At 42.3% G+C, this 13,903-nt stretch carries 6 protein-coding genes; 5 read left to right on the forward strand and 1 reads right to left on the reverse strand.

The annotated features are described in order from the left end of the window. Positions 1-35: 35 nt before the first annotated feature. Positions 36-872 (reverse strand): TraB/GumN family protein, encoded by an 837-nt coding sequence (locus Q1A23_RS09945; protein WP_299822613.1) that lies wholly within the window; start codon positions 870-872, stop codon positions 36-38. Between the two features lie 685 nt (positions 873-1,557). Here Q1A23_RS09945 and Q1A23_RS09950 point away from each other — a divergent pair. The 5 genes from Q1A23_RS09950 (at position 1,558) to Q1A23_RS09970 (ending at position 13,902) form a co-directional block, all read left to right on the forward strand. Continuing rightward, positions 1,558-4,566, forward strand: a complete 3,009-nt coding sequence (locus Q1A23_RS09950) for a TonB-dependent receptor (RefSeq protein WP_299822616.1) — start codon at positions 1,558-1,560, stop codon at positions 4,564-4,566. A gap of 47 nt (positions 4,567-4,613) precedes the next feature. After that, complete coding sequence (locus tag Q1A23_RS09955; protein ID WP_299822619.1) at positions 4,614-6,032, forward strand: RagB/SusD family nutrient uptake outer membrane protein; 1,419 nt, start codon at positions 4,614-4,616, stop codon at positions 6,030-6,032. Between the two features lie 221 nt (positions 6,033-6,253). After that, entirely contained in the window at positions 6,254-7,933 is a 1,680-nt protein-coding gene (locus Q1A23_RS09960) for an amidase (RefSeq protein ID WP_299822622.1), read from the forward strand. Positions 7,934-8,052: 119 nt separating this feature from the next. Next, entirely contained in the window at positions 8,053-10,449 is a 2,397-nt protein-coding gene (locus Q1A23_RS09965; RefSeq protein ID WP_299822625.1) for a prolyl oligopeptidase family serine peptidase, read from the forward strand. Between the two features lie 444 nt (positions 10,450-10,893). After that, the gene (locus Q1A23_RS09970; RefSeq protein WP_299822627.1) at positions 10,894-13,902 is read left to right on the forward strand and encodes a TonB-dependent receptor; all 3,009 of its coding nucleotides are present in this window, start codon (positions 10,894-10,896) and stop codon (positions 13,900-13,902) included. Position 13,903: the final 1 nt, after the last annotated feature.

A 13,903-nucleotide genomic window follows, 5' to 3' on the forward strand; every position in this document is an offset into this window, starting at 1 on the left:
GGCAAAAACTTTATGCAACAACAAAAACGAAGGCCTTATGCTGCTATCGGCCTTATAGTGTAACCCTTTTTGCGGAGCAATTCCAATACCCCCTCAGAGCCGCTCAAATGGCCTGCCCCAACAGCAAAGAAAGTAGGTTTAGCTCTTGCCTCACGCTCAATTACTGGTATCCAACGTATGTTGCGTGCTGTCAGAAAGTTTTTCTCGTAAAGTTTATACTCGTCCTCAGCCATGTCTTCTTTCATGATCTCTGTTAACCCTTGCAGGTCCTGGGCCAAGTATAGTTTTACCATTTGCCGGTACGATGCCTTGGCTGCCGGCATATCTTTCACGGTTTTAACCAGCATGTCGGTTTGTATTTGCTGTGGCAGGTTGTCCATGGCGGCTAACTGCTCTTTTATGGTTTCCACGCCAATTACCTCTTTGCCCTGCGCATGCGCCATTTCCACCAGCCGTTGCTCATACGATACAGCTTTGCAGTCAGTTAGCTGAGACAAAAGCAGCGACTGCAGCATAAAAGGCTTCATGTTGTCAAATAGTTTAAGGTCCAGCTGCATAGTGTTTGCCAGGTGTGTTGCCAGTAGCTTATAATCATCTGCCTTAAGTATAGTGCTTAGCGTTTTACCAGCGGGCAAAGTCGCGCTTTGCATCAGCTCAGCCATAAAGTTAGGGGCATCCATATCTACCTCCAGCGACAGCTGCTCTGTTTGGGCTAGTTTGTTTTGTACCAGCTCAGGCACCTTAAATTCTTCCGGGCATAACGCATGAATTGTTCCGAAAACATATGACGGTGATTTAAGCCCGTTGCCGCTGATTTCCCATAGTAGCGTGTGCGGATTGCTGCTGCCCCCTGCTATGCTGAAAGCTGGCACTAATATAAATGCTATAACACAGGCTGTGAGTATCCTTAAGAGGTTGTGAGTCAATTGCATGCGAATATGTTGATCATGAAGGTGTAATGCAATTTAAAATAAAGCAGCAACTAAAGCTAGTGGGGTAGGGCAGATATGTTGTGCCAGCAAAGCAATGTTCCTTTATAAAGCCCTAACCAAATTTATTTCCCTGTTATTATTTACTGCCAGCTGTTAAACATAGCCTTTTAATAAGCTAATCCTCAGTTTATACCTGATGGGCCCGCATACTTTCAGGTATATAGTGGTTAAACATTAAGTTTGGCACTATGCATGATTCGCATAAAGGTTTCAGTATCTTCTATTATTCATGTAAATAGCTATAGTTATAGATAAAGTTATTGGTAATATTATATTTTAGAGGTGTAAACATTGAAATGTGTTTTATGTGTATAATTGTACTTTTTTAATTTATTTAATTTTTTTCCAACTTAATAATGGAGTGTAAAAACGCTAAACTGATTCAGTTTGACAATATTTTTAATTCTGAAAGAACGTCTGTCTTTCTCTGATTTATGAAATTTTCTTTAGTTAATTTCTTTAGAGTAGCTTTTTTAACCTTTAACTTTTGGGGCTTCGAATAAATAGTTATATTTGGCGGAGTATCTAAACACAATAACTATTCTTAAACCTTAATTAACACATTATGAAGAAGAGTGTACTACTGAGTCTCTTGTTTATGTTTGCGTTTGTTCTGCAAGCGTGGGCGCAGCAAGGGAAAACAGTAACAGGAACGGTTACATCCTCCTCGGATGGGACCCCACTTCCCGGCGTAACTGTAGTCGTTAAAGGAACGACTGTAGGTGCTACAACCAATGCAGAGGGTAACTTTAGCGTAAATGTGCCAGCTAATGGTAACACGCTTGTGTTCTCTTATATTGGTTTCGCTACGAAAGAAGTTGCTATTGGTGCTTCCAATACAATTAATGTTGCTCTAGGGCAAGACAATAAGCAGCTTTCTGAAGTTGTTATTACTGGTTATGGATCAACTGTAGAAAAAGAACTTACAGGTTCAGTTGCTTCTGTTACTGCAGAAACCCTACAGGACAGACCTGTAGCTTCTGTTGATCAATTATTGCAAGGTCAGGTTGCAGGTTTGCAATCAGTTGGTGCATCTGGGCAGCCTGGTGCAAGCCAAGAGATCAGAATTAGAGGTATTGGTTCAATCAATGCTGGTTCTGATCCATTATATGTAGTAGACGGAGTTATCATCAACACAGGTGATGTTTCAAGATTGACAACAACTTCAAACCAGTTAGCGGGTTTAAACCCTAATGACATTGAAAGTGTATCTATCTTGAAAGATGCGGCTTCAACATCCATTTATGGTTCTAGAGGTGCTAACGGTGTAATCTTAATCACTACCAAGAAAGGCCGTGCCGGTAAAACTAAGTTTAACTTCTCTACAGAGCATGGTTATACTGAAGTGGCAAAAGTGCCGGATGCAGGAGAGTTTCTTAATGCTGAGCAGTGGCTTGAGATTACAAGAGAAGGTTTGGTAAATGCAGGATACGGAGCTGCTACTGTAGATAACTTTATGGGTCAGCTAGGAGAAGGCTCAGGTGTTGATACAGACTGGAGAGATCTTGTAACAAGACGAGGTAAGCAAAGCTCTTACAACTTGTCTGCCTCAGGGGGTAACGAGAAAACAAGATTCTTTGTATCTGGTGGTTTATTTGATCAGGAAGCTTCAGTTATCGGTTCAGAACTTCGCAGAATTTCAGGTACATTGAACCTGAACCATACAGTAAGCGATAAGATTGACTTCTTCTCAACATTAAATGCTTCAAATATTAGCCAGAACACACCTTCTAACGGTGGTGCGTTCTCTAACCCGGTAGGTGCAATTGGTTTCCTTTTCCCTACTCAGTCTCCATACAATGCTGACGGTTCTTACAATATCAGCGAAGATGCTATACTTGACTTTGGCGGTAACTACAACCCGCTGTATTTAGTTGAGAATGACAAAAGAGACCTGACTAACACAAAGGTTCTAGGATCTATTGGTGCAGGCTGGAACATCGCAAAAGGACTTCGCTTTTCATCTCAGGTTGGTGTTGACTATATTAACCTGGAAGAGAGAATGTACTGGAACCCGTTCCATGGTGACGGTGTAAACTACGGTGGTTACGGATACGACTACTACACCCGTATCTTCAACTGGACTGCTACAAACTTATTGAATTACCGCTTTACTGTACCAGGTGTTGAGCTGCTTACAGCAGATGTAACAGTTGGTTACGAGGCACAGGAGTCTAATGAGTACAGAATTACTAGTAGCGCGAATAACTTTCCTCGAACTACTGCTTTAACTGGTACCGTTATTGCCGCAAGCCCGGTAGATGCAAGCGCAACAGGTAACGATTACTCTTTCTCTTCTATCCTTTCAAGAGCAAACGTTAGCTATGCTGATAAGTATGTACTTAGTGCCAGCTTCCGTCGTGACGGTTCATCAAGATTCGGTTCTGAAAACAGATACGGTAACTTCTGGTCTGTAGGTGGATCATGGAACATTGACGAAGAGGCATTCTTGCAAAACAATGACCTGATTTCAACTTTGAAGCTTAGATCATCTTATGGTGTGAACGGTAATGGTGCTATCGGTAACTATACCTGGAGACCATTATACGGTTACGGTATCAACTATAACCAACAGCCAGGTGGTGCCTTCACAAACATCGGTAATACTGCCTTAACATGGGAATTGAACAAGCCATTCAACGTTGGTGTTGATTTAGGTTTCTTGAACGATCGTTTCACGTTAACTGCAGATTACTATGTAAGAACTACTAGCGACCTGTTATTTAACCGTCCTATTTCAAGAACTACTGGTTTTACTACTATTCTTGAGAACATCGGCGAAATGAAGAACTCTGGTTTTGAGCTTTCTGTGGGCGGTTATCCGATTGATGGTGCTTTCAAGTGGAAGACTAACTTTAATATCGCTACAAATAAGAACGAAATTACAAAGCTTCCTGATGGAGAAGACATCATTGATGGTGCTTTTATCTTGAGAGAGGGTATGGATTACAGAACGTTTTATGTGCGTCAGTGGGCTGGAGTTGATCCTCAGACAGGTGACCCGTTATGGTGGAGAGATGCTGAGAAAACAGAAACTACAAACCTTTACAACCAGGCAGCACGCGTCCCTTACGAAAGTGCATCACCTAAATTCTTTGGTGGTTTCAACAACACCTTCTCATTCAAAGGTATTACACTTGATGCTCTTATCGTTTACAACTTCGGTAACTACGTGAGAGATTCTTGGGAGTACTATATGATGGATGGTAGCTATGCGCTTTCAAACAAATACAGCAAAGTGATGGATAGATGGCAGCAGCCAGGTGATATTACAAATGTACCTAGATACGAGTATAACCTGACAAACAACTCAAGCAGCTTATCAACCAGAATGCTGTACAAAGGCGACTTCATCCGTCTAAGAAACTTACAGCTAGGTTATGACCTGCCAAGCGCCCTAATCGAGAAAGTGAAGTTGAACAGAGCTAATGTTTATGTTCGTGGCACAAACTTGTTGACGAAGACATTTGATGATGATCTTCCTATTGACCCGGAAGCGGGCATTAACGGAGCGCAGAATGCAAACGTTCCGATTGGTAAGGCGGTTACTTTTGGCTTGAATGTTAGTTTCTAAGTATTAATGTTTAATTAATTACAGATATGAATAAGAAATTTTTATATATGTCTTTGCTCTCAGCAACTATGTTACTGGGATCATGTAAAGATGAGTTCTTAGAAAAAGAACCTCATTCCTCAGTTCCTATTGTTACAGCAATCACAACTGAGGATGAGTTAGGAACAGCCGTGACCGGTCTATATGCTTCTATGCGAACCTATGAAACATGGGGTAGAAACATACCAGTTTTAGGTGATTTGTTAGCAGATAATACATATATATCTGCAGATAATGCTGGGCGTTATCTTACGCAGAATGCTTTCCGTCTAACACCTGGTTCTGCTGAGCCTACTGAAATGTGGAATAATCTGTATGAAACAATTTTAAGAGCTAATGTTATAATCAATGCTGAACTTCCAAATGCTGATGAGGCTACTGTAGGGCAGTACAAAGGTGAAGCTTATGCAATAAGAGCCTTAGCTTTTCACGAGTTAGTAAAGTTCTTTGCTACACCTTATAGTGTTAATCCAAGTGCTCCTGGCGTGCCAGTTGTTACAGAGTTTAACGCTGAAAACCTTACTGATTACTATGTGTCTCAGCAGCCAAAGCGTAATACAGTAGCAGAAGTGTATGAGCAAATTATTGCTGATTATGACGAGGCATATAGATTAATGGGCAAGGGTGCTGCAAACTCTTCTTATATAAGCAAGTATGCGGCAAAGGCCTTACAGGCACGTGCCTACTTGTTTATGGGAGAGGGCTACTACGATGAAGCCAGAGATGCTGCACTTGATGTGTATAACAACGGTAGCTACAGCCTTATTCCAGCAACAGACTATGTAAGCTACTGGTCTAACCCAGTACCAGTACGCAACAGGGTAGAGACTATTTTTGAAATCTCAATAGACGCAATAGATAATAATGGATCTAATGCACTTGCGAACATGTATGACCAAGGCGGCTACGGTGACATTGTAGCAACTCCTGAGCTATATAATCTTTATGCAGAAGATGATGTTCGTAAAGACGTAATAGAAGAAGGAGAGAAGGCTAACGAGGATGCATACTTCGTAAATAAGTATACAAACAGAACTAATGCTTCGGATAAAGATGATATCAAAGTTATCCGTTACTCCGAGGTGTTATTAACTTTAGCCGAGGCCTACGCCCGTACAGGAGCAGGAGCAGAAGCTTTGGATATCCTAAACGAGCTAACAGTTGCCAGAAATGCAGCGGAGTATACTTCTTCAGGCGATCAGCTAATTCAGGATATCTTGACTGAAAGACGTAAAGAGCTCGCTTTTGAAGGTGATCGTTACTGGACATTTATGCGCCTTAACCTTCCTGTTCAGCGTACTGACAGACATCCGTCGGATGCGAGGTTGATCCCAGTAGGTGATGACAGACGTCTTCAGCCGATACCACAAGGCGAGATTGACGCTAACCCTAACATTCTTCCACAAAACCCAGGTTATGGTGGATAATTGTTGATGACAATTAATGCTGAAAGCTCCCGGACTAACAATAGTTCGGGAGCTTTTTTTATGTCCTAGATTCTGCTGTACACGCTTTGCTGCCTTAAATAAGCTTGTTCTTATTTAAATAGTGTGAAGTCTGTAGGTATGCCAGGAGATTAATATTGTGATTAAACAGAATATAGCTAAATTATAACTGCTAATTTGTAAAGCAACTATATCCCCTGATCATGAACAAAAGACAAATTTATACTTTAGCATTAGGAGCAGGATGCTTTATCTCCGGCGCCTTCGTTTCTAAAGTTGCCGATACTAAACTATCAGTAAGCATTGTGCGGGAGGCGCAAAAATTGATAGGGTTAAACTTTACTGATGCCCAGTTAGACTCCACATTAACTGACCTGGAGGAGTTTCAGCAAAGCTACGAGTTGCTTAGAAAGCAGCCTTTGCCGAATAGTGTGGCGCCAGCTTTAGCTTTTAACCCTATACCTGTAGGATATACTTTTGAAAAGCAGAAAGCTAAGTTTGAGGTAGCCAAGCCAAGCAACGTAAAGCTGCCAAAAAATCGCGACGAGCTGGCGTTTTATACTTTACCGCAACTGGCAGAGCTTATCCGGACAAAACAAATAAGCTCCGAAGACCTTACAAAGTTTTACCTGGAGCGCCTTAAAAAGTATGGTCCAACGCTGGAGTGCGTTACAACCCTAACAGAAGAGATGGCACTAGAGCAAGCCCGCAAAGCCGACAAAGAAATAAAAGCAGGCAAGTACAAAGGCATACTGCACGGTATACCTTTCGGAGTAAAAGATCTTTTATCAACCAAGAAGTATAAAACTACCTGGGGTGCTATGCCCTACAAAGACCAGGTGATCGATGAAGATGCTACCGTTGTGCAGCGGCTTCAGGATGCCGGGGGTGTGCTAGTGGCTAAAATGACACTAGGAGCTTTAGCGATGGGTGATGTATGGTACGGCGGCAAAACACGCTCGCCCTGGGATGTCAACAAAGGGTCAAGTGGTTCCTCTGCAGGTTCAGCGGCAGCGGTAGCGGCCGGCTTGGTGCCTTATGCCATCGGTACCGAAACGTTGGGTTCTATTGTATCCCCCTCAACAGCTTGCGGCACTACAGGGCTTAGGCCAACATTTGGCCGTATAAGCAGGCATGGTGCAATGGCATTAAGCTGGTCTATGGATAAGATTGGGCCGATTACCCGCTCTGCAGAAGATGCTGCGATTGTGTTTAATGCCATACATGGCCCGGATGGCAAAGATCAGTCAGTTTATGATGTGCCATTTAACTACAACCCAAGTATAAACCCGAAGAAGCTACGCGTAGGTTACCTAAAAGCTGATTTTGACCGCGACTATGGATTTAAAGAAAACGACGAGGCAACACTAGCGGCTTTACGGAAAGCGGGCATAGAGTTGGTGCCGATTGAGTTGCCAGATTTGCCGGCACGCGCGCTAACTTTAACAATATCAGTAGAGGGGGCAGCTGCCTTTGACGAGCTTACCCGTAGCGGCCGCGATAGCCTTTTAGTGGCGCAGCACAAAAATGCCTGGCCAACTATTTTCAGGGCAGGAAGATTTGTGCCGGCTGTAGAGTACCTGCAGGCACAGCGTGTAAGAACGCTTTTAGTGCAGCAAATGCAAGAAAAGTTAAAGGATGTAGATGTATACCTGAGTCCATCGTTCGCCAGCAGTAACCTGGTGGTTACAAACCTGACAGGCCACCCTTGTGTAGTGGTGCCAAACGGTTTCCAGAAAAACGGGATGCCTACAACCATTACTTTTATGGGTAAGTTGTTTGGAGAGGCAGAGGCCCTAACCCTGGCAAAGTTTTACCAAAGTATAACCAAGCACCACGAGCAGCACCCAAGTATGGATTTTGCCTCAAAGAGAAAATCTTAAAGTAAACCAGTCGCCGGCTACCATACAGCACTAGGGTAGCCGGCGATTTTGCTTCCTAAAGTATAATCTTTTATTTTGAAGTACATTACAGCTACCTAAACCACTATACTAAATCTACAATGCTATTTAAAAGAAAAGCGCTGGCCATACTAAGTTGGCTTATACTATGCGGAGGTGCAGTTCAGGCCCAGGATGGAAAACTTACCCTAAGCGTAGAAAAAATAATGCGCGACCCGAAATGGATTGGCACATCGCCAAGCAATGTTTTCTGGTCTGAGGACGGTAAGAAGGTATACTTCTATTGGAACCCTGAAGGAAGCCGCAGCGACTCGCTTTACAGCGCTAGTGCCGATGGAAAAAACATACAGAAGGTAAGTGCCAGGGAGCGCAGAAATTTACCTGCTCAAAACGGAGCCTATAACCTGGCGCAAACTAAAAAGGTGTACGAGAAAAACGGTGACATCTTTCTATATGACGTTAAGAATGGCAAAGTGCAGCAGGTAACCAATACGGTAGAAAGGGAGAGCAGCCCTGCATTCAGCAACAATGAGCAGAAGGTTACCTATATAAAAGACAGTAATTTATATGCCTGGAGTATTACAAATGGCCAGACAATACAATTAACAGACTTTAAAAAGGGGCGCAAGCCAGCAGGAGAGGGCAAAAATGAGCAGCGTGACTGGCTGAAAGAACAACAGTTGTCTTTACTTCAGATTGTAAAAGAGCGTGAAGAGGCCAAGGAACAACAGCAGAAGCAGCGCTTAGCCGATGCGCCTGCCAGACCGAAGGAAATCTACATCGAAGATAAATTCGTGAACAGCCTTACCCTAAGCCCAGACGAGCGTTTTATTACGTATCAGCTTATAACGCGCCCTAAAAACAGTAAGGTAGCGATTGTACCCGATTATGTTACATCGTCTGGTTATACAGAAGACATAAATACACGCACAAAGGTTGGAGATGCCCAAAACACGTACGAGTTTTTTGTGTACGATACCAAACGCGATACAGCCTTTGCTGTGTTGATGAAAGATGTGGAAGGTATTTATGACCGGCCTGCTTACTTAACAGAAAAAGAGGCCAAAGCAAGTGCAACCAAATCAGCTGATGCCAATTCTAAAAAAGCAGAATTGCGTGCTGCGGCTATTTATGGGCCCATCTGGTCTGAAGATGGCAAGCATGCTGTAGTAGTGGCAAGAGCCCAGGATAACAAAGACCGCTGGATATTAAAGTTAGATCCTGCAACAGGTAAACTTAGCTTACTGGACCGCCAGCACGATGAGGCATGGATAAGTGGACCTGGTATAGGCTACGGTACAGGCGATATAGGCTGGATGGCTGATAACGAAAACATCTGGTTTCATTCTGAAGAAAGCGGATACTCGCACCTGTATGCATTAGATGTGAATACAGGCAAAAAGAAAGCCCTTACAAGCGGTAAGTTTGAGGTGTCGGAAGTGCGCATGTCTGATGACAAAAAGAACTTTTACTTTACGGCAAATAAAGTGCACCCAGGTATAAAACATTTTTACCGTATGCCGGTAAAAGGCGGCGAAATGGTGCAGCTTACAAGTATGAAAGGTGCCCATGAAGTGCAGCTGTCTCCTGATGAGAAAACTTTAGCAGTACGTTACTCTGCTAGCAACAAGCCATGGGAATTGTATGTGATGGATAACAAAAAAGGAGCCAGGCCGAAGCAGGTAACAAGTTCTTTAACAGACGAGTTTAAATCCTATAACTGGCGCGAACCGGAGGTGATAACCTTTAAGGCACAGGATGGCATGGATGTATATGCCCGCCTTTACCAACCTGAGAACGCACAGAAGAACGGGCCTGCTGTGATCTTTGTACACGGCGCAGGTTACCTGCAAAACGCCCACCAATGGTGGAGTACATATTTTAGAGAGTACATGTTCCACAACTTTTTGGTAGATCAGGGTTATACGGTGCTGGACATAGATTATAGAGGCAGCGCCGGCTACGGCCGCGATGTACGCACAGGCATTTACCGCTTTATGGGTGGTAAAGACCTGAGTGATCACGTAGACGGGGCGAAGCACCTGGTAGAGAAGTATAACGTTGACCCTAAAAAGATAGGTATCTATGGCGGGTCTTATGGTGGCTTTATAACCTTGATGGCCATGTTTACAGAGCCGGATGTTTTCGCGGCAGGAGCGGCGCTTCGCTCTGTAACAGACTGGGCTCACTACAACCACGGCTATACTTCTAACATTCTTAACACACCATACACGGATAGCACGGCCTATGCTAAAAGCTCTCCTATATACTACGCGGAAGGCTTGAAAGGTGCTTTATTGATTTGCCATGGCATGGTAGATACAAATGTGCACTTTCAGGATGTTGTGCGTTTATCACAGCGCCTGATTGAGCTTGGAAAAGATAATTGGGAACTGGCAGTATACCCTGTTGAAGATCATGGATTTGTAGAACCAGCAAGTTGGACAGACGAGTATAAGCGCATTTTTAAATTATTTGAGAAGAATCTTAAAAAATAAACTTTAAAAAAGCCTTTAACGGTAATTAGCGCAGAAAGTTAACTTTTGCGCTAATTTTTTTTATTATACTTTTCAAATATGGAAGTTTGTGATAGCGTCTAAACATAGGATGTATGAATGCTCTAAACAGGTTTACTCATTTCATTTTAGCTATATGCGTTAACTCGTATTTTATTGTATTATATTTAATGCTTGCTTGCAATCTCCTTAAATTACAACTATTTAGTGTTTAGACTTTGTCTTTGAACCATAAAATAGGGAGAAACAAAGTATATTTTGGCTTTGCTATATAGCGGAAAATGATTGTTGTAAATTACCGTTACAGGTGTTTTAAAGCAGTTTTGAGAGGTTAATTTATTTTAAGATAAAAATTTTTGCATACCAGAATTCAAGATATATTTGGGGACAATTAAAATCTATCTAACCAATTATCTAATCTACTTTATGAGAAAATTTTTATTTATGGGCTTGGCTCTGTTACTAACGCTAACAAATTTAGCGTTCGGACAAAGTCGAGCTATCTCAGGGAAAGTTACTGACGCTGGGAATGGTCAGCCTTTACCAGGAGTAAACGTAGTTGTTAAAGGAACAACTACTGGAACATTTACCTCTGGTGACGGAAGTTATACTGTTAACGTGCCGTCTGACAATGCTGTGATTTTGTACTCATTCTTGGGTTACGTTCAGCAGGAAATCAGTACAGCCGGTAAGACAAGTATAAATGTGCAACTGAAGGAAGATACCAAGACGCTTTCTGAAGTTGTTATTACTAGCTACGGCGTGCAGGAAAAGAAAGAAGTTGCAGGGGCAACTGCTCAAATCAAAGGTGCTGTCATTGAAAACAATCCAGTACAAAGCTTTGATAAAGCTATTCAAGGTCGTCTTGCTGGCGTTCAGGTTTCATCTACTACGGGTGTGCCAGGTGGTTCTGTCCAAATCAGAATACGTGGTGTCGGCTCTATCAACGGTAGCAATGATCCTCTTTACATCATCGATGGTGTTCAGGTAAACTCAGGAGACAGATCTCGTATCATGTCTTCGTCTAACGCATTAAGTGCGCTTAACCCTAATGACATCGAGTCTATTGACGTTTTAAAAGATGCTGCTGCTGCTTCTATCTATGGCGCTCAGGCTGCTAATGGTGTAGTTATTATCACAACAAAACGTGGTAAGGGTGGTAAAACTAAATTCAATTTTGGTGCTTACACCGGTTTTAACCAGGTTATCAAAGAAATTGATGTATTAACAGGTCCTCAATATGAGCAGTTAAGCCGCGAAGCTGTAGGTAACCGCTACGGCTATAATTCAAAAACATACAAAGACTGGGTAGCTAGTCGAGTTAACCCTGAGAACGCTCCTACATATGACTGGCAGGATGCTGTGTTTCGTAATGGAGCAATTCGCAACTTTGACCTTTCTGCTTCTGGTGGTAGTGATAAAACTAATTTCTTTGTTTCTGGTGCTTACAACTTTACTGAAGGTCCTGTTATTTCTTCTGACTTTGAGCGCGGTTCAATGAGAATAAACTTAGATCATAAGGTTAATGATAAGTTATCATTCAACACAAGCTTGAATCTAAGTACTTTCACTCAAAATGGTGTTACATCTGGTGGTGCGTTCTCTAACCCGAACAGATCTGCGATGCTAATGGTGCCTACTAACCCAATTTACAACGAAGACGGTACTTATAATCAGAATTTAGAAGGCTCATACAATAACAACGTTTTAATGACTGCTAACTATGATCAAATAAAAGGTACAACAAATCAGGCGGTTGGTAACTTTGGTGCAGCTTATGAAATCATCCCAGGCTTACTTTTCAGATCATCCTTCAAAGTTGATTACTTTGACTTGATGGAGGATAGGTATTATGATCCACGTACTCGTGATGGTTCATCTACAAAAGGTAGTGCTTATGCTTATAGTACACGTGGAGTAAACTGGCAAACGTCTCAAACGTTAAATTTCAACAAAACAGTTAACTCAATTCACAGCATAAGTGCATTAGCAGGTGTTGAGTACAGAAATGATGTAAATACTACTATTTCGGCAGGCGGTCAGGGCTTTCCTAACGAACTGTTTAAAACGCTGCAGTCTGCTGCAACCCCAACTGAAGTTAGTGCAAACTATACTCAATTTAAGCTATTTGGTGTGTTCGGTCGCTTTAACTATGTGCTAAAAGACCGTTACATTGCTGGTGTAACACTTCGATATGATGGCTCTTCTCGTTTTGGAGATGATGTAAAGTATGGTCTGTTCCCTGCAGCTTCTCTTGCTTATCGTATCTCAGAAGAAGAGTTCATGAACCAGTTTGAGTTTGTTGATGAGTTGAAGTTACGTGCAAGCTACGGTGTAACAGGTAATACAAATGGTATAAGCAACTTTGCCAGCAGAGGCTTGTTTGGTACAGCTGGAGAGTATAATGGTTTAGCTGGTATCGGTCCATCTCAGTTAGCAAATACTGAACTGACTTGGGAAGAGAACCGCTCAATGAACTTTGGTATTGATTATACTTTGTTTAACGGCCGTATACGTGGTGCAGCTGATTACTTTATCAGTAACCGAGAAAAGCTCCTGCTGGATAGAACACTACCTGCCTCTAGCGGTTTCTACAATATTACTCAAAACGTTGGTGCAACTCAAAACAAAGGTATTGAGTTAGAAATTTCTACTGTAAATGTTGATGCTGGTGGCTTTAAATGGGTAACAGATTTTAACATCAGCTTTATCAAGAACGAAGTTACTAAGTTGTTAGATGGACAGAACAGTATCGGTACATCTACTGTAGTTGGCCGTCCTTTGGGATCAATTCTGACTTATCGTTATGCCGGTGTAAACCCAGCTGATGGTAGAGCTATGTGGTACGATGATAAAGGTGAAATTACTTACTCAGTAGCCACTAAAGACAGAGCATATATTGGTACAACGCAGCCAGACTATTTTGGTGGTTTCACAAGCACATTCTCTTATAAAGGACTGGAGCTTTCAGGCTTCTTCCAGTATCAAGTTGGTAACCTTGTGTTAAACCAAGATGGTATATTTATGTCTCGTTCTGGCAGTACAGTAGACCGGAACCAGTACGCAAGCATGATGGACAGATGGACTAAGCCTGGCGATATTACAAGTGTGCCAAAGCCTTGGTATGGTGGTAGCAACGTAGGCCCTGAGCCGGGTACAACAGTAGCTACTTCATCATTGTATGCCTTATCTGACAGATTCTACGAAGATGGTTCATACATTCGCTTAAAGCAGTTAATGTTGTCTTATAACCTGCCAGCATCTTTAACGCAACTTGCCAGACTAAACAATGTTAAGGTGTATGCTCAAGCAAATAACCTTTGGACTCTAACAGAATACACAGGTTATGATCCAGAGTTTGTTAACTCTAGCGGTGACTATGGTGTGTACCCTCAGAGCAAGAGCTACACAGTAGGTATTAATGTAGGTTTCTAAT

Source organism: uncultured Pontibacter sp. (assembly GCF_947492645.1).
Taxonomy (GTDB): domain Bacteria; phylum Bacteroidota; class Bacteroidia; order Cytophagales; family Hymenobacteraceae; genus Pontibacter.